The sequence below is a fragment of the Streptomyces sp. NPDC006235 genome (assembly GCF_040613735.1).
Lineage (GTDB): Bacteria > Actinomycetota > Actinomycetes > Streptomycetales > Streptomycetaceae > Streptomyces.
Map to the genome: position 1 here is coordinate 31,232 of NZ_JBEXSR010000053.1, position 25,318 is coordinate 56,549.

23 protein-coding genes are annotated in these 25,318 nt (G+C 71.1%); 14 read left to right on the top strand and 9 right to left on the bottom strand.

Going from position 1 to position 25,318, the window contains the following annotated elements; translation table 11 throughout:
• The first annotated feature begins 42 nt into the window (after positions 1–42).
• Positions 43–630, top strand: coding sequence for a TetR/AcrR family transcriptional regulator (locus tag ABZ192_RS38445; protein WP_356929099.1), 588 nt, complete (start codon positions 43–45; stop codon positions 628–630).
• Here ABZ192_RS38445 and ABZ192_RS38450 read toward each other — a convergent pair.
• On the bottom strand, positions 627–1,013 hold the full coding sequence (locus ABZ192_RS38450) for a RidA family protein (RefSeq protein WP_356929100.1): 387 nt from the start codon (positions 1,011–1,013) through the stop codon (positions 627–629). The two genes, ABZ192_RS38445 and ABZ192_RS38450, sit on opposite strands and share 4 nt — an antisense overlap.
• Positions 1,014–1,071: 58 nt before the next feature.
• Between ABZ192_RS38450 and ABZ192_RS38455 the strand changes: the two genes are divergently transcribed.
• Together ABZ192_RS38455 and ABZ192_RS38460 are read left to right on the top strand one after the other, a co-directional pair.
• Complete coding sequence (locus ABZ192_RS38455; RefSeq protein ID WP_356929101.1) at positions 1,072–2,001, top strand: LysR family transcriptional regulator; 930 nt, start codon at positions 1,072–1,074, stop codon at positions 1,999–2,001.
• Between the two features lie 105 nt (positions 2,002–2,106).
• Complete coding sequence (locus tag ABZ192_RS38460; RefSeq protein ID WP_356929102.1) at positions 2,107–3,339, top strand: pyroglutamyl peptidase; 1,233 nt, start codon at positions 2,107–2,109, stop codon at positions 3,337–3,339.
• Here the strand turns inward: ABZ192_RS38460 and ABZ192_RS38465 are convergent.
• Positions 3,290–4,117 (bottom strand): EI24 domain-containing protein, encoded by an 828-nt coding sequence (locus tag ABZ192_RS38465; RefSeq protein ID WP_356929103.1) that lies wholly within the window; start codon positions 4,115–4,117, stop codon positions 3,290–3,292. The genes ABZ192_RS38460 and ABZ192_RS38465 overlap by 50 nt on opposite strands.
• A gap of 143 nt (positions 4,118–4,260) precedes the next feature.
• On the opposite strand from ABZ192_RS38465, the gene ABZ192_RS38470 reads away from it, so the two are divergent.
• Both ABZ192_RS38470 and ABZ192_RS38475 read left to right on the top strand, forming a co-directional pair.
• Positions 4,261–6,837 (top strand): M14 family zinc carboxypeptidase, encoded by a 2,577-nt coding sequence (locus ABZ192_RS38470; RefSeq protein WP_356929104.1) that lies wholly within the window; start codon positions 4,261–4,263, stop codon positions 6,835–6,837.
• Positions 6,834–7,979, top strand: coding sequence for a serine hydrolase domain-containing protein (locus ABZ192_RS38475; RefSeq protein WP_356929105.1), 1,146 nt, complete (start codon positions 6,834–6,836; stop codon positions 7,977–7,979). Before ABZ192_RS38470 ends, ABZ192_RS38475 begins: the two co-directional genes overlap by 4 nt.
• Positions 7,980–8,058: 79 nt before the next feature.
• Here ABZ192_RS38475 and ABZ192_RS38480 read toward each other — a convergent pair whose 3' ends face one another.
• The gene (locus ABZ192_RS38480; protein ID WP_356929106.1) at positions 8,059–8,478 is read right to left on the bottom strand and encodes an organic hydroperoxide resistance protein; all 420 of its coding nucleotides are present in this window, start codon (positions 8,476–8,478) and stop codon (positions 8,059–8,061) included.
• Positions 8,479–8,574: 96 nt separating this feature from the next.
• Complete coding sequence (locus ABZ192_RS38485) at positions 8,575–9,597, bottom strand: NADP-dependent oxidoreductase (RefSeq protein WP_356929107.1); 1,023 nt, start codon at positions 9,595–9,597, stop codon at positions 8,575–8,577.
• Between the two features lie 127 nt (positions 9,598–9,724).
• Here ABZ192_RS38485 and ABZ192_RS38490 point away from each other — a divergent pair, with 127 nt between their 5' ends.
• Positions 9,725–10,171: a MarR family transcriptional regulator gene (locus ABZ192_RS38490; protein WP_356929108.1), complete on the top strand. Its 447-nt coding sequence runs from the start codon at positions 9,725–9,727 to the stop codon at positions 10,169–10,171.
• A gap of 16 nt (positions 10,172–10,187) precedes the next feature.
• Here the strand turns inward: ABZ192_RS38490 and ABZ192_RS38495 are convergent, their stop codons facing one another.
• The 5 genes from ABZ192_RS38495 to ABZ192_RS38515 form a co-directional block, all read right to left on the bottom strand.
• Positions 10,188–11,645, bottom strand: coding sequence for a PLP-dependent aminotransferase family protein (locus ABZ192_RS38495; protein ID WP_356929124.1), 1,458 nt, complete (start codon positions 11,643–11,645; stop codon positions 10,188–10,190).
• 139 nt (positions 11,646–11,784) lie between these two features.
• Entirely contained in the window at positions 11,785–12,498 is a 714-nt protein-coding gene (locus tag ABZ192_RS38500) for a phenylalanine--tRNA ligase beta subunit-related protein (RefSeq protein ID WP_356929109.1), read from the bottom strand.
• A gap of 1 nt (position 12,499) precedes the next feature.
• Positions 12,500–13,105: a LysE family translocator gene (locus ABZ192_RS38505; RefSeq protein WP_356929110.1), complete on the bottom strand. Its 606-nt coding sequence runs from the start codon at positions 13,103–13,105 to the stop codon at positions 12,500–12,502.
• Between the two features lie 94 nt (positions 13,106–13,199).
• On the bottom strand, positions 13,200–13,880 hold the full coding sequence (locus tag ABZ192_RS38510) for a class I SAM-dependent methyltransferase (RefSeq protein WP_356929111.1): 681 nt from the start codon (positions 13,878–13,880) through the stop codon (positions 13,200–13,202).
• A gap of 110 nt (positions 13,881–13,990) precedes the next feature.
• On the bottom strand, positions 13,991–14,803 hold the full coding sequence (locus ABZ192_RS38515; protein WP_356929112.1) for a hypothetical protein: 813 nt from the start codon (positions 14,801–14,803) through the stop codon (positions 13,991–13,993).
• A 243-nt stretch (positions 14,804–15,046) separates the two neighbouring features.
• Between ABZ192_RS38515 and ABZ192_RS38520 the strand changes: the two genes are divergently transcribed.
• The 8 genes from ABZ192_RS38520 to ABZ192_RS38555 form a co-directional block, all read left to right on the top strand.
• Positions 15,047–16,210 carry a mandelate racemase/muconate lactonizing enzyme family protein gene (locus ABZ192_RS38520; RefSeq protein WP_356929113.1) on the top strand — a complete coding sequence of 388 codons (1,164 nt, stop codon included), beginning with the start codon at positions 15,047–15,049 and terminating at the stop codon, positions 16,208–16,210.
• 61 nt (positions 16,211–16,271) lie between these two features.
• On the top strand, positions 16,272–17,276 hold the full coding sequence (locus tag ABZ192_RS38525; protein ID WP_356929114.1) for an alcohol dehydrogenase catalytic domain-containing protein: 1,005 nt from the start codon (positions 16,272–16,274) through the stop codon (positions 17,274–17,276).
• A gap of 110 nt (positions 17,277–17,386) precedes the next feature.
• On the top strand, positions 17,387–18,355 hold the full coding sequence (locus tag ABZ192_RS38530; RefSeq protein ID WP_356929115.1) for a hypothetical protein: 969 nt from the start codon (positions 17,387–17,389) through the stop codon (positions 18,353–18,355).
• Between the two features lie 142 nt (positions 18,356–18,497).
• The gene (chvE, locus tag ABZ192_RS38535; protein ID WP_356929116.1) at positions 18,498–19,610 is read left to right on the top strand and encodes a multiple monosaccharide ABC transporter substrate-binding protein; all 1,113 of its coding nucleotides are present in this window, start codon (positions 18,498–18,500) and stop codon (positions 19,608–19,610) included.
• Positions 19,611–19,642: 32 nt separating this feature from the next.
• Positions 19,643–21,193, top strand: coding sequence for a multiple monosaccharide ABC transporter ATP-binding protein (gene mmsA, locus ABZ192_RS38540; RefSeq protein WP_356929117.1), 1,551 nt, complete (start codon positions 19,643–19,645; stop codon positions 21,191–21,193).
• Positions 21,190–22,434, top strand: coding sequence for a multiple monosaccharide ABC transporter permease (mmsB, locus tag ABZ192_RS38545; protein ID WP_356929118.1), 1,245 nt, complete (start codon positions 21,190–21,192; stop codon positions 22,432–22,434). Before mmsA ends, mmsB begins: the two co-directional genes overlap by 4 nt.
• A gap of 74 nt (positions 22,435–22,508) precedes the next feature.
• Positions 22,509–23,657, top strand: a complete 1,149-nt coding sequence (locus ABZ192_RS38550; RefSeq protein ID WP_356929119.1) for an aldose epimerase family protein — start codon at positions 22,509–22,511, stop codon at positions 23,655–23,657.
• A gap of 162 nt (positions 23,658–23,819) precedes the next feature.
• Positions 23,820–25,318: histidinol-phosphate transaminase (locus ABZ192_RS38555; protein ID WP_356929120.1), on the top strand; the 1,499-nt coding region annotated here is incomplete at its 3' end.

The following is a 25,318-nucleotide window of genomic DNA, read 5'->3' on the forward strand; positions in this document are numbered from 1 at the left end:
CGGTAGGTTTCGTTACCTCCTCGTGATGGCGAGTGGTTCGACATGTCGTACGGTGACGCCATGAGGGCCAGGACGAGAAGCGAGGAACGGCGCGCGGAGATCGTGCGGGCCGCTCTGGAGGTGATCGCCGAGCGCGGTTACCGGGGGGCGAGCCTGGCCGCGGTCGCCGAGCGGGTCGGGCTCACCCAGCAGGGGCTGCTGCACCACTTCCCGACCAAGGAGGCACTGCTGGTCGCGGTGCTCCAGGACCGGGACCGCTGGGACGCCATGCCCGCCGGCCGGCTCCGGCTGGACCTGCTGGCCTCGCTCGTCGAGTACAACGCGATGCGTCCCGCCCTCATCCAGACCTTCTCGGCGCTGCTCGGCGAGAGCGTGACGGAGGGGCATCCGGCGCGGGCGTACTTCACGGATCGATATGTCGGGGTGCGCGCCGGCATGGCCGAGGTGCTGCGCGCCGAGTACGGTGACCGGCTGCCCAGCGGTCTCACCCCCGAGCGGGCGGCACCGCTCCTCGTGGCGATCCTGGACGGGCTGCAGTACCAGTGGCTGCTGGACCCGGAGTCGGTCGACATGGCGTCCGCCTTCCGGGACTTCCTGACCCTGCTCGGCGCGAGCGACGACGGGGCCTAGCGGACGGGGACGGCGGCCACGACCTCCACCTCGACGAGGGCCTCCGGCCGGAAGAGCCGGGACACCTCGAAGGTCATGCTGGTCGGCGGGGTCCCGGTGAGGAACTGCCGTCGCACGGTGCCGTATTCGTCCAGCTTCGAGATGTCGGTCAGGTACGTGCGGATGCTGATCACGTCGGCCAGGGTGGCGCCGTGTGCCTCCAGCAGGGCGGCCAGGGTCTCGAAGACGCCCCGGGTCTGCTCGGCGAGGGTGTCGCCCTCCGCGATCTGGCCCGAGACGAACAACAGGGCGCTGCCGTCGGCGTGTTCGACGCGGGCGACCTGGGAGTAGTACGGGCTGAGGGGCTGGGGTGCGGAGGCGGGGTTGTCCAGCGTGATCTGCATGCCCTCGACGCTAGGCGGGGGCCGTTGATGCGACAAGCGAATGTCTAGCATGGCCACCATGCCGTACTCGCATGGCGAGATGCCCGACCTGTCCACCGTCTGGCTGCGGGCCTTCCTGGAGGTCGCCCGCCACGGGTCGTTCACCGGGGCCGCGCGGACGCTCGGCTGGACCCAGTCGGCGGTGTCCCGCCAAGTCGCCTCACTGGAGTCCGCGTTGGGCGGCGGCCCGCTCTTCGACCGGCTGCCGCGCGGAGTGCGGCTGACGGAGGCGGGCCGACTCCTGGTGCCGTACGCCGAGACGGTCGCCGCCGCGCTGCTCGATGCCCGGCACGACGTCGACGCCCTGCGCGAGGCGGCCGGCGGACGGCTCCGGTTCGGTGCCTTCGCCACCGCCGACGCGGCCCTGGTGCCGCGCGCCCTGGCCCGCTTCCGCGCCCGTCACCCGCGGGTCCGCGTGACCCGCGAGGAGGGCTTCACCCCCGTTCTGCTGGACCGGCTGACGGCCGGTCACCTGGACCTGGCGATCGTGTCGACGACCGGCCGCGCCCCGCTGGAGGCGTACGCACTGCATCACCTCCTCGACGAGCCGCTGTACGTCGCCGTCCCCGCCGGGCATCCGCTCGCCGGTCACGAGGGCCCCGTGCCGCTGGACCGGTTCGCCGACGCCGACTGGATCTGCGGCAGCGCGCGGCCCGAGGGCACCCTCCTGGACGCGGCCCTGCGCCAGGGCTTTCGCCCGCGTGTCGCCCACGTCGTAGGCGAGTGGACCGCCAAGCAGGGCTACGTCGCCGCCGGGCTCGGTGTGACGCTCGTGCCGGCGCTCGCCGCCGAGGCCGTCCGTCCGGACATCCGGCTGCTGCGGGTGCTCGACGAGGGCGCCCCGGCCCGGGCGGTGTACGCGGCGACCGTGCGGGGGCGGTCCCTGGCCCCGGCGGCCGTGGCCTTCCTGGGGGCGGTGCGGGAAGCCGCGGCGGCCGTCCCTTCCTGATCCGCACGCGAGCCCCACCCATGGCGTGGACCACTCCCGTCACGCGATACTGCGGCCGTCCGGCACCACTCAGCGCACCCCACTGCGACGGAAGGCCCAACTCCCTTGATTCCCCTGCGTATCCGGATAGGTGTCCTCGGTCTGGCCCTGCTGACCGGCTTCAGCACCCCGACGGCCGCGAGTGCCGCCGAGGCGGTCCCCTCCCCCACCGTCGAGGAACAGCGGCTCGACCGGGCCGTCCCGCAGGAGATCCTGCGGCGCTCCGGATTCGACACCGTCGCCCCGAGGTTCGCCCGGGCCCTGGACGGGGCCAGCTCCTACGCGCAGGCCCGCCGGGCGGTCGTACGCGAGGGAACGGAGCTGTGGCGGCGGGCCGTCGACCGGGCGCAGGGGCGGGGTCCTGCGGGCGGGGACCTCAGCCGGGACGACGACCGGCCTCTGTACTGGGCGCGGCTCGCCGTGACGCGTGAAGTACGCAGCTGGGAGCCGGCCTTCGGCCTGACGGACGGGCAGCGGGCCGCGCTGCTGGACGAACTGGAACGCACCTCGCGTGGCCAGACGACCATCGGCTACCCGCACGGCAAGGGCCTGAAGCGGATCCTGGTCACCGGCTTCGACCCGTTCACGCTGGACCGGGACATCCGTATCTCCAATCCGTCCGGCGCCACGGCGCTCGCCCTCGACGGCACCGTGATCGAGACGGCGGACGGCCCGGCCCGGATCGAGACGGCCGTCTTCCCGGTGCGCTGGCGGGACTTCACGCAGGGCACGGTGGAGCGGACACTGCGGCCGTACCTGCCGAAGGTCGACCTGTTCACGACCGTGAGCCAGGGGCGGGTCGGGCGGTTCGACGTGGAGCGGACCAACGGGGCCTGGCGGGGCGGCTTCGCGGACAACGACAACGTCGGCCGCACGGAGACCGTCCCCGTCACCGCCCCGGCCTCGCAGCCGCAATGGACGACGACCACGCTGCCGTACCGGGCGATCACCGCCGCGGACACCGGCCGTTTCCCGGTGTACGACAACACGAGCGTCACGGAGATCCCGGTGGGCGGCACGGAGCCCGTCGTCCGCCCGGACGGACCGACGCCCGGGTCGACCGCTCGCGCGGGCGGCGGCGGTGACTACCTCTCCAACGAGATCGCCTACCGGGCGACGCTGCTGCGGGACCGGCTGGGGCTGCACGACAGGCTGCCGGGCGGCCATGTGCACACGCCCGTGCTCCAGTTCGGCGCCGGGAACACCACGGAGGTCACCGACCCGGAGTTCGTGCGGAACCGGCTGGACATCATCGCGCAGGTGAGGACGATCCTGAGGGTGGCTGCGGAGGAGTCGTGACGGCCCCTTCGCCCTCCGCGCCGTCCTCCCGGTTCTCCTCGCCCAGCAGGTCCCGCGCCATGAGGGTGGCACCGGCGACCGCGCCCGGCATCAGGAACACCGCGACGAACGGCACCAGGAAGGCCACGGCCAGCGGCGTGCCGAAGCCCCAGACGAGGGTCTTGCGGGAGCGGAGCAGGCCGAGGCGGGTGCGCAGTTCGACGCCGCGGCGCTGGAGGGCGACGGCGGTCAGTTCCTCGGTGAGGAAGAACCCGGTGACGAAGAACCCGATCACCGGTACGGCCGTCTGGCCGACGACGGGGATGAAACCGCACGCGAACAGCAGCACGCCCCACAGGGCGGCCCGGACGACGATCCGCAGGCTGTCCCGGGCGGAGATCCACAACTCCCGCCAGAGCGGCAGGCCCGACTCGGGGGCGTGGCCGTCCGGGGACACGTCCCGGTCGACCTTCTCGGAGAGGTTCTCGTAGAAGGGCTGCCCGATCAGCAGGGTCACCGCGGTGAACGTCACGACGGACAGGAGCAGGGCGAGGGCGAACAGCACGGCGGTCAGCAAGCCGCGGAAGAGCCCGAGCCACGGGCTCGACCAGTCGTCGGCGAAGGGAGTGGCCCAGGCGACGGCGTCCTCGCCCCACAGTGCCAGCGCGACGAGCGCCGCCGCGTACAGGACGAGGGTGATCAGGCCCGGAAGCAGCCCGAAGCCGTACTGCTTGCCGTGCCGGGCCACCCACCGCTGGCCCTTCAGCAGGTACCGGAAACCCACCCTGAGATCGCTCATGGGAAAACCCTATCGGGGCAGGCCACGCCACTGACCGACAGGGCCGTACGGGTCACCGGTGACACCGAGGCGGCCTTGTTGCCGTTGAGTCGAACCGGTACACCTCGCCGTACCGATCTCAGGAAGCCCCTCAGGAGGTACGCGTGCGCACCACGAGAACCGTTCCTGCGAGACCTGTACTGATCGTCACCTTCACCCTCGCCACGGCGGGTTCGCTCCTGCTCGGCGGCCCCGACGCGGCCGGAGCGGAGCCGAAGCCCGTCACGCGCGAGGGCGCCGCCGTGGACGACCGCGCGGCGCAGGCTCCCGCGAGCGCGGCCCGGCGCGCACTGGCCGCTCCCGAAGAGACCTCCACCGGCACGGCCACCCGCGGCTACCCCCGCCGCCAGGTCCTCTCCCCCGACCCGGAGAACCCCGGCGACACGTCCCTGAAGCTGGGTCTCATCCCGTACCACGGGATCGCCCCGAAGCTGAACGCCCTGCAACGTCTCGGAGACCGGGTCAGCGTGGAGGTGGCCGGCCGCTCGGCCGGCGGCCACCGCCTCTACCTCGTCACCGTCACCGCCCCGGAGACCACCCGACAGGCCCGCGCCCAGGAGCGCATGCGCGAGCTGATCGAGAACGCGCCCGCGACGGCCGCCAAGTCCCCGGAGATCAAGCGGGGTTACAAGACGCCGGTCTTCGTCAACGGCAACATCCACGGCAACGAGTGGGAGGGCACGGACGCCGCCCTGAAGATCGTCGAGCAGCTCGCGACCGCGAAGGACGCGAAGACCCGGGACCTCCTCGCGCACAGCCGCCTGTACTTCAACATCACGGCCAACCCGGACGGCCGTATCGCCGGCACCCGCGCCAACGCCAACGGCTTCGACCTGAATCGGGACTTCGTCACCGCCTCGCAGCCCGAGACCCGCGCGATGCGGCAGATCGAGCTGGACAAGCAGCCGGCCGTCCTGCTCGACCTGCACGGCTACGTCAACGGCACCCTCATCGAGCCCACCACGCCCCCGCACGGCGAGAACTACGAGTACGACCTCTTCCTGAAGAACAGCTACGCCAACGCCCTCGGCATGGAGTCCGCCGTCAACTCCCTCGACTACACGCCCGCGAAGGACGGCGTCGAACCGGCCCAGATCCCGTTCCGCGACCAGGAGGAGGGCTGGGACGACTGGCCGCCGATCTTCACCCCGCAGTACGCGGCCTTCCACGGCACGGTCGCCGCGCACACGGTGGAGATCCCGCTGGCGGTGAACAACGAGGAGTACGACGAACTGCCCGTCCCGGAGCTGCGCCGCCGCTCGGCGGTCAACACGGCCGTGGCGGGCGCGGCGATCCGGGCGACCCTGAACCACGTCCGGGAGCACCGCGCCTCGCTCGTCGCCGACCAGATCGAGGTCTTCCGCCGCGGCGCGGCCGGCGCCCCGCAGGTGCCGGTGTCACCGGAGACGGTCCCCGGCGTCCCCGGCATCGGTCCGGAGGACGTCTACACGACCACGTTCCCGCGCGCCTACGTCATCCCGCCCGGCGACTCCCGCACCCAGCGCTCGGCCCCGGCGGCGGCCCGCCTCGTCGACCACCTCCTCGCCAACGACGTCCGCGTCACCCGGGCCACCCGCCCCTTCCGGCTCGCCGGACGGACGTACCCCGAGGGCTCCTACGTCGTCGACCTGCACCAGCCCAAGCGCGGCATGGCGAACGCGCTGCTGGCCGACGGGCGGGACATCAGCGGCAAGGTGTCGGTGATGTACGACATCTCGGGCTGGAGCCTGGGCCGTCTGTGGGGCGCCACGGTCGAACGGGTGCCGTCGGGCAGCCTGCGGGGCGCGCCCCTGCGCCCGGTCACCGGGGCCGCACCGGTCGCCCGGGTGCCCGCGCACGGCGACCTCCTCCTGCGCCTGACCGACCCGCGCGAGGTCGCGGCCCTCAACTCCCTTCTCCAGCAGGGCGTTCCGGTACGCCGGGGCCTGGACGGCAGCGCGATCGTCCCGGCACGGGCCCGCCGCCAGGCGGTCTCGGCCGCCCGTACGCACGACGTCTCCTTCGCGGCCACACGGCTCACCGGCGGCACGCCCCTGCACCGCCTGCGGGTCGCCGCCGCCGTCACGCCGGGTGAGCTGTTCGCCCTGCGGGAGATGAACTTCGACGTCACGCCGGTGTCGACGGCCGTCCTGAACGCGGGCTTCGACTGGTCCGGCACGGACGTGCTGTTCGTGTCCGCCGGCCTGGACCACGCCGCCCTGACCGCCCCCGCCCGCAGGGCCCTCGACGCCTTCCTCGACGAGCACGGCCTGGTCGGCCGGGGCGCGACGGGAGCGGCTCTGAACGCGGCGGCGGACCGGCTGGCCGTGAAGCCGGTCGCGGGCAACACGGACGCGAACGGCGTCGTACGGACGCGGAACACGGGCCGCGTCACGCACGGCGCGCCGGCGCACGCCTTCGTCTACGCCCCGCTGTGGTTCAGCGACCTCGGCCCCGGCGTACGGGTGGAGCAGTCGTACGCGACCGGGAATCCGCTCGTCTCCGGGCACTGGCGCCCGCTGCGGGACGGCACCGGCGGTCCCGCGGCGGCAGCGGGACAGGCCTCGGTGGTCAGCGGCGGCCGGACGGTCCTGTTCGGCACCGAACCACTCTTCCGAGACCACCCCAAGGGGGAATTCCCGCAGGTGGCGAGGGCATTGTTCACAGTGGCACACAGCGGTTCAGTTGAGGAGAGCGGATGACGCAGGAGATCCACGGCACGGTGGCCGACGGCTTCGAGGGGGTGCGGGAGGAGTTCGCCGCGTTCGTGGCCGGGGAGCGCGCGGACTACGAGGGCCAGCTGTGCGCCTACGTCCACGGGCGCAGGGTCGTGGACCTGTGGGCGGGGACCGACGCGGACGCCCTCTACGGTGTGTTCTCGTCCACCAAGGGCGCCGCCTACCTGGTCGTCGCGCTCCTCGTCCAGGACGGCACGCTCGAACTGGACCGCAAAGTGACGTACTACTGGCCGGAGTTCTCCGCCGAGGGCAAGGGCGCCCTGACCCTGCGCGACCTGCTCGCGCACCGGGCGGGTGTGGTCGGCACGGACACCGGCTTCACCCTCGCGGAGCTGGCCGACGACCGCCAGCTCGCCGAACGCCTCGCCGACCAGCGGCCGTTCTGGCGCCCCGGCACGGCGTTCGGCTATCACGCGATGGTCAGCGGCGCCCTGGTCGGCGAGGTCGTGCGCCGCGCCACGGGCCGCACGCTCCAGGAGGTCTACCAGGAGCGGATCCGCACCCCGTACGCCCTGGACTTCCACCTGGGCCTGCCCGCGCCCCACGAGCCGCGCTTCCGCACCACCCAGCCGATGGCCCCGACCCCGGAGCAGCAGGCCCTCCTCGACGCCACGCCCACCGGTCCGCACACGCTCGCCTCGATCGCCTTCAACCGCAACGCCGCGGAACCGACCGACCTCGCCTCGCTGCCCAACATGCCGCTGGTGCGCGCCAAGGGCCCGGCCTCGGTGGGCGGAGTGGCGTCGGCGCGGGGCCTGGCCGGGATGTACGCGGCGGCGATCAGCGAGGTGGGCGAGCAGGCACCGCTGCTGAAGCCGGACACGGTGGCGGAGTTCGGCCAGGTCCACTCGGTCGGCTACGACCTGGTGTCACGTGCCCACAGGGCGTTCGGCCTCGGCTTCCAGATGACGGCCGACGTGGCGCACCCGTTCCTCGGCGCCGGGACGATCGGGCACAGCGGCGCGGGCGGCTCACAGGCCTTCGCGGACCCGTGGAGCGGCCTGGCGTACGGCTACACGCGCCGCCGTTTCGCCTTCCCGGGCGGCGCGGCCCCGGAGAACGACCGCCTGGCGAAGGCGATCCACACGGCGGCGCTCGCGCTGTAGGGCGTGTCCTGTCCCGGGCACGGGCGCAGGCCGCACCCCACGTCCAAGGGTGCGGCCTGCGCGTACGCAACGACTGTCGTCAGACCAGCGTCACGGTGATGTTCCCGCGCGTCGCCTTCGAGTAGGGGCACACGTCGTGGGCCTTCTCGACGAGCGACCGCGCGGTCCCCCGGTCCACCTTGGGAATGTCGGCGGAAATCTCGACGATGATCCCGAAACCGTCCCCGTTCTTCCCGAGGCCGACCTTCGCGGTGACGGTCGACCCGGTGAGGTCGACCCTCTCCTGGCGTGCGACGACGCCGAGGGCGCCCTGGAAGCAGGCGCTGTAGCCGGCGGCGAACAGCTGCTCCGGGTTGGTCCCGGCGCCGCTGCCGCCCATCTCCTTCGGCGGGTTGACGACGACGTCGAGCGTGCCGTCGTCGGTGGCGACCCGCCCGTCGCGCCCGCCCTCGGCGGTGGCGACGGCGGTGTACAGGACGTCGGACTGCTGGATGGGCATGCGGTGGTGTTCCTCTTCGGTCGTCCGCCGCGGCTCGCGCCCGGGCCGAGCGGATTCGGAAAAAACTTACCGCATGCCGGAAGGCAGCAGAAGGCGTCAGAGCTTGACGATCATCTTTCCGGTGTTGTCGCCGCGCAGCACGCCCAGGAACGCCTCGAGGTTGTTCTCGATGCCCTCGACGACGGTCTCCCGGTACTTCAGCTCGCCGGAGGCGACCCAGGGGGCGACCTCGCGCACGAACTCCGGCTGAAGGTCGTAGTGGTCCCCGACCAGGAAGCCCTCGATACGGCCGCGGGTCTGGATCAGGCGGGCGAGGTTCCTCGGGCCCGGGGCGGGCTCGGTGTTGTTGTACACGGAGATCATCCCGCAGACGGCGATCCGCCCGCCCTCGTTGAGCGAGCCGATGGCGGCCTCCAGGTGATCACCACCGACGTTGTCGAAGTAGACGTCGATCCCGTCGGGAGCCGCGGCCCGCAGCTGCTCGCTCACGGGACCGTCCTTGTAGTTGAAGGCGGCGTCGAAGCCGTACTCGTCGACGAGCAGCTTCACCTTCTCCGCCGACCCGGCGGACCCGATGACCCGCGAGGCGCCCTTCAGCTTGGCGAGCTGCCCGACCTGGCCGCCCACGGCGCCTGCGGCACCGGACACGAAGACGGTGTCGCCCTCCTTGAAGGCGGCGGTGCGCAGCAGCCCCGCGTAGGCGGTGAGGCCGGTCATGCCCAGCACACCGAGGTACGTCGACAGCGGCGCGGCGTCCGGGTCCACCTTGACGGCGTTCTTCGCGGCCACGGCGGCGTACTCGCGCCACCCGAGGAAGTGCAGCACGTGGTCGCCCACGGCGAACCCCTCGGCGTTGGAGGCCACGACCTCGCCGACGGCGCCGCCCTGCATGACCTTGCCGAGCTCGAACGGGGCGACGTAGGACTTCGCGTCGCTCATACGGCCGCGCATGTACGGGTCCACGGAGAGGTACTTGTTCCGCACGAGGACCTGTCCCTCACCGGGCTGCGGAACCTCCGCCTCGACGAAGGCGAAGTCCTCGGGCTTCGGCCAGCCGACGGGGCGGCTGACCAGGTGCCACTCGCGGCTGACGGCGGGGAGGGCGGAGGTGTCGGACATGATGCGCCTTTCCTCTGGCTCGGTTGGCTCGGTTGGCTCGGTTGACTCGATGAGAATGTTTCAGTACCTGAAACAACCATGCTCCTGAAAATTTCAGGTTGTCAAATAACCGGGTACCCTCGATTCCATGGCCTCCACCACATCCGCCTCCCAGAACAGCCACCGCCCCGATCCGCTGACGCTCGAGGTCGTCGAGCTCATCGGGGAGGTCGTGGCGCGGTTCCACGAGGACTATGAGGCGGCGGCGGCGGACCACACGCTGACCGGGGCGCAGGCGCGGCTGCTGAGCCTGCTGTGCCTGGAGCCGCTGCCGATGCGGAGACTCGCGCAACGGTTGAAGTGCGAGCCGTCGAACGTCACGGGGATCGTGGACCGGCTGGAGGCGCGGGGGCTGGTGGAGCGGCAGCCGGATCCGACCGACCGGAGGGTGAAGGTGGCGGCGGCGACGCCCGAGGGGCGGCGGGTGGCCCGGAGTCTGCGGGAGTCGCTGCGGTTCGCCCGGGAACCGTTGGCCGGGCTCTCCGAGGAGGAGAGAGTGGCGCTGCGGGACGCGTTGCGGGGGATGCTGGAGTGAGGCCGGAGTGCCGGCGTCAGGCCAGCTCGCGCAGCGCCTCGCCGAGCGCCGCCACTCCTTCGGCGATGGCCCCCGGCGGCGTGGCCGCGTAGCCGAGGACGAGGCCGGGGCGGCCGGGCAGCTGCCGGTGCCACGACAGCGGCTGGCACTTCACGCCCCGGGTGAGCGCGGCGGCGGCGAGTTCGGTGTCCGGCACCTTTGGCGCATACGTGACGGTCAGGTGCAGGCCGGCCGCCGCGCCGTGTACGACCGCGCCCGGCAGGTGCTCGGCGATGGCGTCGATCATGGCGTCGCGGCGCCGCCGGTGACGGCCGCGCAGCAGATGCAGGTGCCGCTCCAAGTCGCCGGACTCCATGAGCCGGGCGAGCACCAGCTGCGGCAGCACGGCATTGCCCAGGTCGGTGAAGCGTTTCGCGTCGGTCAGCGCGTCGAGGTGGCGGGGCGGCGGTACCACCCAGCCGATCCGCAGCGCCGGAGCGAGCAGCTTGGACACGCTGCCCATGTAGCACACCTGGTCGGCCAGCAACGCGCGCAGCGCGGCCACCGGCGGCCGGTCGTAGCGGTGCTCCGCGTCGTAGTCGTCCTCCAGGATCAACCCGCCGTCCTGCGCCCAGAGCAGCAGTTCGCGGCGGCGCTCGCCACTGGTCACCACGCCGGTGGGGAACTGGTGAGCGGGCGTGAGCAGTACCGCGGGGGCCCCGGTGGCGCGCAGTGCGTCGACGCGCACGCCACCGTCGTCGACCGGTACCGGTGGGGTGGCCAGGGCCCCGTTCCGCAGGTGCTGACGGGTGCCGAGCGAGCCGGGGTCCTCGACCGCGACGCTGTCGATACCGTCGGCCCGCAGCACGGGGTGCAGCAGCGTGAGGGCCTGCGCGGTGCCGGCGACGACCAGCACGTCGTCCGGCTCCACCCGGATGCCGCGGCTGGTCGCCAGCCAGGTCGCGACGGCGCGGCGCAGTCGTGGGGTTCCGCGGGGGTCGCCGTAGCCGAGGTTCTCGGCGGACAGCTCGGCGAGCACGGCCCGTTCGGCGCGCAGCCAGGCCGCGCGGGGGAACGCGGTGAGGTCGGGCTGGCCGGGGGTGAAGTCGATGCGCGCACGGGCAGCGCGCAGCGCGTCGAAGACGTCGGCGTCGGGTTCGCCGGCGAACAGCGCGGCCGGCACCGCACGGTCGGCGGTGACCGGCGCCCGGCCCCGGCTCGGCCCGGTCCCGCGGGGCGCCGACGGCTGCGCGGGAGGTGCCGCGACCACCACCGTCCCACCGCGCCGCCGCCCCTCGACGTGGCCGTCCTCGGCCAGCCGCCGGTACGCCTCGGTGACCACCCCGCGCGACACGCGCAGTTCGGCGGCCAGCACCCGGGTCGGCGGCAGCCTGCTGCCCACCGCCAGCCGGCCGTCGGCTATCGCCTGCCGCAGCCGCCGGGCCAGCCAGTCCGCCTTGCCGCCGACGGGTGCGTCATCGGCGTCGAGCTGCAGGAAATCGGAGCCGTAGGCCGGGGATCCGCAGTCCGCCGACGCGGCTGCCGCCGCGGGTACGCCGGCCGTCCCGTCCGCTCCCTGTCTCCCCTGCCTCACCCGGCCGATGGTGTCATACGCCACCGCGGCTGCCGCGCACTCACCAAGGGCCCTGATCACCGAAGACGAACTCCGGTGCGGACGGGGTGAGAACGGCCACCGCGGGGTCGACCGGCCAGTGCGCGGCCAGTTCCTCGGCCACCGTCTTCAGCAGCTCCGGCACGACGTCGGCTCCGCCGTCGTGCATGGCCTCCGCCACCACCAGGATCCGGCTGGTGCCCTCGCCGACGGCGGAGTGGCCGCTCTGCCGGTTGGTCCAGCGGCGGGCGTGCGCCCGGCCGGCGCAGTCGGCGAAGATCACCTCGCCGGGCCGGGGGTGCTCGGTGCCGCCACCGAAGGTCGTGTACTGCTCGTCACCGCGGGCGTGGCGCACCTCCAGCAGAGGGCCGGCGATGCGGTCCGCGTCGAGGACCGCCACCGGCACCGCGTAGGCGACCGAGATCGCGTTGCACAGGTCGACCACCGGATGGATGCGCGGCAGTTCTCCCTCCTTCCTCAGCCGCCGCAGCAGCGACTCCGAGGCGCAGCGGTACTGCGTCGGCTTGAGCCCCATCCGGGAGAACGCCCGCCGCCAGGCCAGGACTTCGGGGAACTCGCTCTCGGGGGACCCGGCCAGCCGCGCCACGGCACGGGCCGTGTACGGGGCGACGCGCGCGCCGGCATCGGCGGTGGCATCGACGCCGGTGGCCCACAGCGCACCAGCGGCGAGCCCGGGGTGGTCGGACCAGATCGCGTCCGCGTGCCGGAAGCGCATCTCAGCCCACCGCCAGCCACGCGCTCAGGCCCACGAAGCAGGCGGCGAACCCCCGGCGGATGCCGGTCATCACCCTCGGCCTGCCAAGCACGCGGTGCCGTACGGCGGCGGCGCACATCCCGTACGCGGCGAAGACGACGAAGGTCATCGCCATGAAGACGGCACTGAGCCGGAGCATCGCTCCGAGGGAGCCGGGCTCGTCGGCGGGCACGAACTGCGGCAGGAACGCGACGAAGAACATCGTGAGCTTCGGGTTGAGAAGGTTGATCAGAACCCCGGAAGCGATCACACGGGCCGCGGGCCGCCGCTCGGCCTCCCCTTCGACGGACAGCGCCTCCTTGTCGCGAAGCGTCGCCCACGCCATGTACAGGAGGTAGGCGACACCGAGGTACTTCACCACCTCGTAGGCGACGACGCTGGTGTGCAGCAGCGCGGCGAGGCCGGTGATCGTCGCCACCAGGTGCGGCACGATGCCGAGGGTGCAGCCGAGCGCGGCGACCACGCTCGCCCGGCGGCCGTGGGACAACCCGGCGGCCAGGGTGTACACCACTCCGGTGCCGGGGGTGACCACCACGACCAAGGTGGTCAGCAGGAACGCGATGCTCAAGGAGACCTCCACAACGTTCAAGGTCCCCCCACCCTGCCTCGGTCATGGTCCGACGGACAGGGCCAAAGCATGCCGAGTCAAGGGGTCCATAAGCTCAGCGCAGCCTGCGTACGCGCAGTACGAGGTCGTGGGAGTGGTGCGCGCCGGCGCCGCCGTCGGGTGCCACGCGTGGCCGTTCCTCGTCCACCTCCACCTCCCAGCCGTCGTCGAGAGCGTCGGCGACCATCGAGGGCCAGACGTAGTCGGCCGGATCAAACCCGCTGTCGTCCGCCTGCTGGGTGTGCATCCCCGCGTGGTGGACGACGAGCAGCACGCCGCCGGGCGCGACGGCGGCGAGCAGTGCTCGCTCAGCCGCGGCGTCGGGGGTGCGCAGCAAGGCCGGGTACTGGGCGGAGACCAGGTCGAAGGAGGCCGGCGGGAGCGCCGCCTCGGTGAGTTCGGCGTGGACCCAGCGAATGGTGAGGCCGGCGTCCCGCGCGTGCCCGGCCGCCCGCTCCAGCGCGACGCCGGAGACCTCGAGCGCGGTCACGTCCCAGCCGCGGCGCGCGAGCCAGACGGCGTCCGCGCCCTCGCCGCAGCCGACGTCGAGGACCCGCCCGGGTGTGAGCCCGGCGGCCTCCGCCACGAGCGCGCCGTTGGGCCGGCCGCTCCACAACTGTTGCCGGTCGGCGTACCGGTGGTCCCACTCGTCCCGCACCGCGGGGTCTCCGGCGTATCCGTCGGCAGGCGAGGGGGTTCCGGACGCGGGCGATGCTGCTGCGATGTCGTCGGTCACGGGCCCACCGTCACCCACCGGGTCACGCGTCCGCCACTCCTGTTGCCGGTTCGGCAAACCTTCGGCGGCGATGGGTCGAGGAACGATGGCGCGGGGCCCCCACCTCGGCGCTACGTGCACCACCACAGGAAGCGGTTGCAGGTCTCCGAGGGGGACGGTTCCGGGTTCGGGGGTGCTGTCGTCGGGGCCGGGGCCCGGGTCGGGGCCGGGTCCGGCCGGTCGGCCGTCGGGGCCGATGTCGGGCGGGCGGGGGGCGTATCCGCCGCAGCCGGGTCGGAGTCCTTCGGTGTCTCGTCGTCCTTCGCGTCCTCGGACTTGTCGGCCTTCGGGGACTTGGAAGCCGACGGTGAGTCGGACACCCTGGGCGAAGGGGTTCCTGATGCGCCCTCAGCCCGGGCCGCCTCGCCCTGGCCGCCCGTCTCCCCCGCCTCCACCGACGCGTCGCCGTCCGCAGACTCTCCCCCGGCCGCCGCCGGCTTCGGCGCCGACTTGGGCGCGTCCGTGCCGAGCTCCGCGAGGCTCAGGCCGCCCGCCGCCAGCACGAACCCCGCCGCGACGAACAGCGTCCGGCGCCGCCGACGGCGATGCGCCGCGGCCTTCCGGTCCCGCCGGCTCGTCCCACCACCGGGGCCGTCACCGGCCGGCCCGTGCTCACCCTCGCGCCCACGCCCGCGTCGCCGGGCGGCGCGCCCCAACGGCTCGCCGTCGTCGCCGTCTTCACCGTCGGAGGCGTCCGGCTCATCCCGCTCGTCCGGCTCACCGGATTCACCCGAGCCGTCGTGCAGGCCCTCCCCGCCCTCGGGAACGGCGTCATACCCGCCGTACTCCGGCTCACGCCAGCGCAGTGCATCGGCTGAGGTGCCGCAGCCCGGGCAGGCCAGCGCGCCGTTGAGGTGCCGTCGGCACGGGTCGCAGTAGTCCATGACGCGGGAAGATTAAGTTCCGCGCCGGTCACGTTCCTAGATCCAGCTGTGAAGGTTCTGTAGGGACACGCCGCCCTCATGGTTTCGAAACTGTCGAAACCGTTATGCGCGCGACCCATTGACACTCCCACCGCCGCGTCTTTACTGTCACGCCAGCATTTCGAACGTGTGCCGAAATCTCGAACACGTCGAAGTGAGCGAGTGACAGAGACCGAGCCGACGAAGCTGCGAGGGAAAACCGCCGTGCGCATCACCGGAATCAGCACACACGTGGTCGGGACGCCGTGGCGCAACCTGACGTACGTCCAGGTGCACACCGACGAGGGGCTCACCGGAGTCGGCGAGACCCGGATGCTGGGACACACCGACGCCCTTCTCGGCTATCTGAGGGAGGCTGAGGCCAACCACATTCTCGGTTCCGACCCCTTCGCTGTCGAGGACCTCGTCAAGCGCATGAAGTACGGCGACTACGGCCGCGCCGGCGAGATCGTGATGTCCGGTATCGCCGTGATCGAGATGGCCTGCTGGGACATCAAGGGCAAGGCCCTCGGCGTCCCCGTCTGGCAGTTGCTGGGCGGCAAGGTCACCGACAAGGTCAAGGCGTACGCCAACGGCTGGTACACCACGGAGCGCACCCCGGAGGCCTACCACAAGGCCGCCCAGGGCGTCATGGAGCGCGGCTACCGGGCGCTCAAGATCGACCCCTTCGGCACCGGCCACTTCGAGCTGGACCACAAGGAGACCCTGTACGCCGTCTCCCTGATCGAGGCCGTCCGGGACGCCATCGGCCCCGAGGCCGAGCTGATGCTGGAGATGCACGGCCGCTTCTCCCCCGCCACGGCCGTACGCCTGGCCAAGGAGCTCGCGCCGTTCAAGCCGGCGTGGCTGGAGGAGCCGGTCCCGCCGGAGAACCTCAAGGCCCTGGAGAAGGTCGCCGCCAAGGTCGACATGCCGGTCGCCACCGGCGAGCGGATCCACGACCGGATCGAGTTCCGCGAGCTGTTCGAGAACCAGGCCGTGGACATCATCCAGCCGGACGTCGGCCATATCGGTGGAATCTGGGAGACCAGGAAGCTCGCGGCGACGGCCGAGACCCACTACATGCTGGTGGCCCCGCACAACGTCGGCGGCTCGGTCCTGACCGCCGCCTCCCTCCAGGTCGGTTTCACCTCCCCCAACTTCAAGATCCTCGAGCACTTCAACGACTTCGCGGACGCGGAGATCAAGAAGGTCGTGAAGGGCGCGCCGCAGGTGAACCCGGAGGACGGCTGCTTCCACCTGTCCGACGCCCCGGGTCTCGGCGTGGAGCTGGACGTCGACGCCGCCGCCGAGTTCCCGCAGCAGCAGGCCCGCTTCGACCTCTGGGCGGACGGCTGGGAGCAGCGCAAGCCCAAGAGCGCCCAGTGACCGTCCCGGCCCCGGAAACCCGGAACCGGCGACCGAAACCTTCGAAAACCTGAGGAGTGACGTGAGCACCGCGGTAGTGATCGACGCCCCGGGCGAGCACCGCCTCGTCCCGCACGAGCCCCGGCGGCCCGAGGCCGGCGAGGCACTGGTGCGCGTCCACGCCTCCGGGATCTGCGGCAGCGACCGTGAGGTCTATCAGGGCAACCGCCCCGAGGGGTATGTCCGCTACCCGCTCACCCCGGGCCACGAGTGGTCCGGGACGGTCGAGGCCGTGGGCGCCGGTGTCCCCGGGTCCCTCGTCGGCCGCAAGGTCGTCGGCGAGGGCTTCCGCAACTGCCAGGTCTGCGACCGCTGCCACGCGGGCGACACGACCCTGTGCACGGCCGGGTACGAGGAGACCGGGTTCACGCAGCCGGGCGCGATGGCGGCCACGCTGACGCTCCCCGCCCGTCTCCTGCACGCCCTCCCGGACGACTGCGACCTCACGGCCGCGGCCCTCCTGGAGCCGGCCGCCTGTATCGCGGCGGCCGCGCTGAAGGGGAACGCACAGCCCGGCGAGCGCGTCGCGGTGGTCGGCACCGGCACGCTCGGCATGTTCGCCGTGCAGTTCCTGAAGGCGAACTCGCCGGCCGAGCTGCTGGTCGTGGGCACCCGCCGGGACCGGGAGGCGCTGTCGCGGCAGTACGGCGCGACGGACTTCCGCACGAAGGACCAGGAGCTCCCGGACGACTTCGACGTGGTGATCGAGACGGCCGGTTCCGCGGACGCCGCCCGGCTCTCCGCCGGCCTGCTCCGGCGCGGCGGCCGGCTGGTCCTCACGGGGATCCCGGCGCCGGGCGCCGACGGTCTCGACCCGACCGACCTCGTCGTACGGCAGCTGGAGGTGCACACCGTCTTCGGTGCTCCGCCAGGCGCCTGGGCGCACACGGTGCGGGTGTTCGCCGCCGGGCTGCTCGACCCGCTGCCGCTGGTGACGCACGAGCTGCCGCTCGCCGAGTTCTCGCAGGCCATCGAGCTGGTGGGAGCCGGCGATCCGAAGGTGGGCAAGGTGTTGCTCCGCCCCTAGACGTACGCCGGTACGGGGGCAACCTGACGGCTCCCGTACCGGCGTACCCCAGCCTTGTCCTACCCAGAGCCGCGAACCTCGTCCGAAATACCGAACCGAAGGACATTCCTGTGACCGACGCTTCCGCCACGGCAGCCCGCAGGCCCGGTGAGCAGGCGCTCACCACGCTGGGCCTGAGCGCGCCCGCCCTCGACCCCGCCGACGCCTCGCCGCACTCCTTCCCCGGCGGCGGCCGCTGGCGCACCGAGATCCCCTCGTGCGAGGGGCCCGAGGCGCTGGCGGTGGTCCTGAAGGAGGCCTCGCGGCTGGACGTGCCGATCCACCGGATCAGCCAGGGCAGCGGCGTGTGGATGCTGACCGATTCCGAGATCACCGAGATGGTCGAGTCGACGGCCGAACGCGACATCGAGCTCTGCCTGTTCACCGGCCCGCGCGGCACGTGGGACATCGGCGGGTCCACGCGCACCGACTCGCGGGGGGCCGGACTGCGCGCCCGCGGCCACGACGCCGTCGCCGGATGTGTCGAAGACGCCGTGCGGGCCACGGAGTTGGGCGTCAAGTGCCTGCTCGTCGCCGACGAGGGCGTGCTGTGGACGCTGCACCGGGCGAGAGCCGCCGGCATCATCCCGGCCGACACGACCCTCAAGGTGAGCGCGCTCATCGGGCCGGTCAACCCCGCGGCGTACGCGGTGTACGAGCGGCTCGGTGCCGACTCGGTCAACGTGCCCAGCGACCTGACGCTCGATCACCTCACCGAGATCCGCCGGGTGTCGGGCGCTCCGATGGACATGTACATCGAGGCCCCCGACGACCTCGGCGGCTATGTCCGGATGTACGAGGTCGCCGAGCTCATCCGGCGCGGCGCACCGCTCTACCTGAAGTTCGGCCTCTCCAAGGCGCCCGGGATCTACCCCTACGGCCACCACATGCGGGAGCTGACCCTGGCCACGGCCAAGGAACGCGTGCGGCGGGGGCGGCTCGCCCTGGACCTCCTGGCCCGCCACGGAGCCGACGGTGACATGGCCCCGCTCGGGTCCCGGCTGCCGGGCGATCTGCAACGGTTCGAAATCTCGTCATAACGTTCCGGCTACTCGCCTTCACAAAAGAAGACACAGCCGACCACAATCCGACACATCTCTTCTCGGTCTTTCCGGCCCGACCCCCCGGAGCGACTTCGCACCCCAGACCGAGCCCTGCACCCACACATCAAGGATGATGATCATGCGTAACCGCAGAGCCGCTCTCGCCGCCATAGCCGGAGCCGCGTCCCTCGCCCTGACCCTGTCCGCCTGCGGGCAGAACAGCGAGGGCGGCAGCGAGGAGAGCGGGGGCAGCGCCAAGGGCGGCACCATCGGCATCGCGATGCCGACCAAGTCCTCCGAGCGCTGGATCGCCGACGGCAACAACGTCAAGAAGGACCTGGAGTCCAAGGGCTACAAGACCCAGCTGGTCTACGGCGAGGACGACCCGGACCAGCAGGTCTCGCAGGTCGAGAACCTGATCACCCAGGGTGTGAAGGCGCTGATCGTCGCGGCCATCGACAACAAGTCGATGAACAACGTGCTCCAGCAGGCCAAGGACGCGAACATCCCGGTCATCTCCTACGACCGCCTGATCCTCGGCACGAAGAACGTCGACTACTACGCGTCCTTCGACAACGAGAAGGTCGGCGAGCTCCAGGGCACCTACATCGTCGAGAAGCTCGGCCTGAAGGACGGCTCCAAGAAGGGCCCGTTCAACATCGAGCTGTTCGCCGGCTCCAACGACGACAACAACACCCGCTACTTCTTCCAGGGCGCGATGAACGTCCTGCAGCCCTACATCGACAAGAAGCAGCTCGTCGTCCGCTCCGGCCAGACCAAGCTCAACCAGGTCACCACCCTGCGCTGGGACGGCGGCACCGCCCAGAAGCGCATGGACGACATCCTGACCTCGGCCTACAAGCGCGAGCGGGTCGACGCGGTCCTCTCCCCCTACGACGGCATCTCCATCGGCATCCTCTCGGCGCTGAAGTCGGACGACTACGGCTCCAAGAGCAAGCCGCTGCCGGTCGTCACCGGCCAGGACGCCGAGCTCGCCTCGGTGAAGTCGATCATCGCCGACCAGCAGTCGATGACCGTCTACAAGGACACCCGTCAGCTCGCCAAGGTCGCCTCGAACATGGTCGACGCGCTGCTGAACGACAAGAAGCCCGAGGTCAACGACACCAAGACCTACGACAACGGCGCGAAGGTCGTCCCGGCCTACCTGCTGGAGCCGGTCGCCGTCGACAAGACCAACTACCAGAAGGAAGTCGTGGACTCCGGCTACATCAAGGCAAGCGACCTCAAGTAACCGCCGGCTCACTCTGATTGGAAGGCACGACCATGGCGGGACCCGTCCTGGAAATGCGCTCGATCGTCAAGACCTTTCCCGGCGTCAAGGCGCTGTCGGACGTCACGCTGACCGTCCGGCAGGGCGAGGTCCACGCCATCTGCGGGGAGAACGGCGCCGGCAAGTCGACCCTGATGAAGGTCCTCTCCGGCGTCCACCCGCACGGCACCTACGAGGGGGACATCCTCTTCGAGGGCGAAGTCTGTGAGTTCAAGGACATCCGGGCGAGCGAGCAGCGCGGCATCGTCATCATCCACCAGGAACTGGCGCTGTCGCCGTACCTCTCCCTCGCGGAGAACATCTTCCTCGGCAACGAGCACGCCAAGGGCGGGTTCATCGACTGGAGGGAGACGCTGCGGCACGCCAGCGAGCTGCTGCGGCGGGTCGGGCTCAGCGACCACCCCGACACCCGCGTCGCCGACATCGGCGTGGGCAAGCAGCAGCTCGTGGAGATCGCCAAGGCCCTGTCGAAGAAGGTGAAGCTGCTCATCCTCGATGAGCCGACCGCGGCCCTGAACGACGAGGACAGCGACAAACTCCTGGATCTCATCCTGGAGTTGAAGAAGCAGGGCATCACCTCGATCATCATCTCCCACAAGCTCAACGAGATCCGCAAGGTCGCCGACTCGGTGACGATCCTCCGCGACGGCCAGACCATCGAGACCCTCGATGTGAAGGCCCCGGAGACCACCGAGGACCGGATCATCAGCGGCATGGTCGGCCGCGACCTGGAGCACCGCTTCCCGGAGCGGTCGCCGCACGAGCCGGAGGAGGGCGTGTCGCCCGCCCTGGAGATCCGGGGCTGGACCGTGTTCCACCCGATCGACCAGCAGCGCAAGGTCGTCGACGACGTCTCCCTGACGGTGCGGCGCGGCGAGATCGTCGGCATCGCGGGCCTGATGGGCGCCGGCCGCACCGAGCTCGCGATGAGCGTGTTCGGGCGGACGTACGGCCGGTACGCGGGCGGCACGGTCCTCAGGGACGGCAAGGAGATCCGTACGAAGTCCGTCCCGGAGGCGGTCAAGCACGGGATCGCGTACGTCACCGAGGACCGCAAGCACTACGGCCTCAACCTCATCGACACCATCAACCGGAACATCTCGCTGACCGCCCTGAGCAAGGTCGCCAAGCGCGGTGTGGTCGACGAGCACGAGGAGCGGCAGGTCGCCGAGGGCTTCCGCAAGTCCATGAACATCAAGGCGCCGACCGTCTTCGAGCCGGTGGGGAAGCTGTCCGGCGGCAACCAGCAGAAGGTCGTCCTCAGCAAGTGGATCTTCTCGGGCCCGGAAGTGCTGATCCTGGACGAGCCGACGCGCGGGATCGACGTCGGTGCCAAGTACGAGATCTACACGGTCATCGACCAGCTGGCCGCCCAGGGCAAGGCGGTCGTCTTCATCTCCTCCGAGCTGCCCGAACTGCTCGGCATGTGCGACCGCATCTACACGATGGCCGCGGGGCGGCTGACCGGTGAGTTCTCGCGGGCCGAAGCCTCCCAGGAATCGCTGATGCGTCAGATGACGAAGGACAAAGAGGTAACCCGATGAGCACGGACGTAACCGCCAAGAGCCCGGCCCCCGCGCCGCCGGGCAAGAGCGGAGGGGCCGCGGCCGACGGCCTGCTGCAGCTGGTGCTGGACGGCATGCGCCGCAACATGCGGCAGTACGGCATGCTGATCGCGCTCGGCCTGATCGTGGTGCTGTTCGCCGTGTGGACCGACGGCGACCTGCTGCTGCCGCGCAACGTCTCCAACCTGGTCCTCCAGAACAGCTACATCCTGATCCTCGCGATCGGCATGATGCTGGTCATCATCGCGGGCCACATCGACCTGTCGGTCGGCTCACTGACGGCGTTCGTGGGCTCGATGGCCGCCGTGTTCATGGTCAAACAGGACATACCCTGGCCGCTCGCGGTGGTGCTGTGCCTGGCCGTGGGCGCGGTCGCGGGTGCCGTCCAAGGGTTCTTCATCGCGTACGGCGGCATACCGTCGTTCATCGTGACCCTGGCGGGCATGCTGATCTTCCGCGGTCTGACCGAGATCTTCCTGGAGGGCCAGACGCTCGGCCCGTTCCCGGAGGGCCTGCAGAAGGCGGCCAACGGCTTCCTGCCCGAGGTCGGCCCGAACACCAACTACCACAACCTCACGCTGCTGCTGGGCTTCGCGATGATCGCCTTCGTGATCTTCCAGGAGGTCCGTGACCGCAAGCGGCAGCAGGAGTTCAACCTGGACGTCCCGCCCGCCAAGCTGTTCCTGCTGAAGCTGGTCGCGATCGGCGCCGCCGTGCTGACGCTGACCATGCTGCTGGCCAGCTACAAGGGCGCCCCGATCGTGCTGCTCGTCCTGGGTGTGCTGCTCGTCGGTTTCGGCTACGTGATGCGCAACGCCATCGTCGGCCGCCACATCTACGCGATCGGCGGCAACCTCCCGGCGGCCAAGCTGTCGGGTGTGAAGGACAAGAAGGTCACCTTCCTGGTCTTCCTGAACATGGGCATGCTCGCGGCCCTGGCGGGCCTGGTCTTCGCCGCCCGCTTCAACGCGGCCTCTCCCAAGGCCGGCCTCAACTTCGAGCTGGAGGCCATCGCGGCCTCGTTCATCGGCGGCGCGTCGATGAGCGGCGGTGTCGGCACCGTCCTCGGCGCGATCATCGGTGGCCTGGTCCTGGGCGTGCTGAACAACGGCATGAACCTCGTCGGCATCGGCACCGACTGGCAGCAGGTCATCAAGGGCCTGGTGCTCCTGGCGGCGGTCGGGTTCGACGTGTGGAACAAGCGCAAGGTCGGTTCGTAAGTCGGACCGGGGCCCCGTCGGAAGGCGGGGCCCGGTTCTTTCCCACGCAGTTTCTCAATGAAGCGGAGCCGCACATGGAACTGAACAGACGCACGGTCATCGCGGGAGCGGCGGCTGCGGGCTTAGGAGCCACCACGCTCGGCGGCACGGCACACGCCACGGGAGGAAGGAAGCCGGTGAAGAAGCTCTTCGGCAAGCTCGCCGACGGCACCAAGGTCTACAGCTGGTCGCTGGAGAACGGCGGCACCCGCCTGAAGGTGCTCTCCTACGGCGGCATCGTCCAGTCGCTGGAGATCCCCGACCGCCGCGGCCGCTACGCCAACGTCTCCGCGGGCTTCGACAACATCGAGGACTACGTCGCCAAGAGCCCGTACTTCGGCGCGCTGATCGGCCGCTACGGCAACCGCATCGGCCAGGGGAAGTTCACCCTCGACGGCAAGAACTACCAGCTCTCCGTCAACGACGGCGAGCAGAGCCTGCACGGCGGCTCCAAGGGCTTCGACAAGCGCGTGTGGGACATCGAGCCGTTCACCAAGGGCTCGGACGTCGGCCTGCGCCTGTACTACACGAGCATCGACGGCGAGATGGGCTACCCGGGCACGCTCAAGACGAAGGTGACGTACACCCTCACCAAGCACGGCGAGTGGCGCGTCGACTACGAGGCCACCACGGACAAGGCCACCGTCGTCAACCTCACCAGCCACGTCTACTTCAACCTGGCCGGCGAGGGCAGCGGCACGATCGAGGACCACGAGCTGCAGATCGCGGCCTCCCGCTACACGCCCACCGACGCGGGCCTGATCCCCACGGGCGAGCTGGCCAAGGTCGCGGGCACGCCCTTCGACTTCCGCAAGGCCAAGCCGATCGGCCGGGACATCCGCGTCTCCCACCCGCAGCTGGTCACCGCCAAGGGCTTCGACCACAACTGGGTCCTCGACAAGGGCATCACCGCCCGGCCCGAGCACGTCGCCACCCTGCGCGACCCGGCCTCCGGCCGCACGATGAAGATCGCCACGAACGAGCCGGGCCTGCAGTTCTACTCCGGCAACTTCCTCGACGGAACGCTGACCGGCCCGTCGGGCCGCACCTACCGGCAGGGTGACGCGCTCTGCCTGGAGACGCAGCACTTCCCGGACTCGCCGAACAAGCCGTCGTTCCCGTCGACGGTGCTGCGGCCCGGGCAGACGTACCGGACGACGACGGTCCACACGTTCGGCTGCTGACCGTCTTCACAGGTGGCACACATTTTCCTGAGGGAAACCTCAGTGGTTGAACAGTGTCACCGCAGCCTCCGTATCTAAGGGCGGCCCGCGCTCCCCCGCGCGGGCCGCCCTTAAACGTCGGGTCCGGTCGTCCCCAGCGGATCCGCCCTATACGGAGGTTCCATGGCCGACAACGTCACGTCGCTGTTCCGCAGCACCGCGGCGCACAGCCCGTCGATGGCGGCGTTGACACGTGAGGGCGGCGAAGGCGCGGGACCGGTGGACTTCTGCATCCCCTGCAACCCGTACTTCCCCACCCCGGCCATGTTCGACGACATGTCGGCCAGACTGCGCGACATCATCACGTACTACCCGTCCAGCGCCGACACCATCACGGCCGAGCTGTGCAGCCTGCTCCAGCTGCCGCCGCAGTGCGTGGCGATGGGCAACGGCTCCACCGAGCTGATCACCTGGATCGACCACCTGCTGGTGCGCGAGTCGCTCGCCATCCCCGTCCCCACCTTCGGCCGCTGGACCGACCAGCCCATGGAGACCGGCAAGCGGGTCGACATGTTCCCGCTCCAGGAGTCCAGCGGCTTCGCCCTCGACCTCGCGCAGTACGCCGAGTTCATCCGCGCGCGGGGCACGCGCGTCGCCGTCATCTGCAACCCCAACAACCCCGACGGCGGCTTCCTGCACAAGCACGCCATCGTCCAGTTCATGGACGCCATGGCCGACCTCGACCTGGTCGTCATCGACGAGTCGTTCCTGGAGTTCGCGGACGCCGAGGCCGAGCCGAGTGTCGTGCAGGAGGCGATGCTGCGGCCCAACGTCATCGTGCTGCGCAGCCTCGGCAAGAACTTCGGCCTGCACGGCATCCGCTTCGGCTACCTGGTCGCCAACCCGGCGCTCGCCGGGCGCGTCCGTTCCATGCTGCCCAAGTGGAACCTCAACTCCTTCGCCGAGCATGTCGTCTTCATGCTGAAGGAGCACGGCGCCGAGTACGCGCAGAGCCTCCAGCAGGTCCGGCGCGACCGCCTCGACATGGCCAGCCAGCTGTCGGCCCTGCCCGGGCTGACGGTCTACCCGTCGCAGGGCAACTTCCTCTTCGTGCGCCTCCCCGTGGGCGCCGAGGGCACCGTGGTCCGGGACCGGATGCTCACCGAGCACCGGATCCTGGTCCGCGAGTGCGGCAACAAGATCGGTTCGTCCAGCCGCTTCCTGCGTCTCGTCGTGCGCCCCCAGGTGGACGTGCGTCGCCTGGTGTCCGGCCTGGAACAGGTGCTCTACGGGACGTCCAGGAGGGGAGCCGCCGTACCCGAGCTGGGCAACGGGACCAGCTACAGCTCGGGTACGGCGGCAGTGGACCGTCTGGTGAGCGAGACCAACGGATCCGGTATGCGAGGCCTTGCCGCTCAGGCCGTCGGTGCGGGGGGCCCGGGGCCGTCGGCCCCGGGCCCCGGTACCGGCATGCCGATGCCGGCGGCCGCACAGGTCGGGCAGGCCGGGCAGATGGGCCACGTCGGGCAGATGGGGCAGCAGCAGATGCCGCAGGCTGTGCCCCAGCCTGTCCCTCAGCCGGTGCCGCAGGCTGTGCCGCAGCCGCAGCCTGCGCCCCAGCCCATGCCCCAGCCGGCGCCGGTCCCGGCGCCGCAGCCCATGGCCGCGCCTGCGCCGCCGCC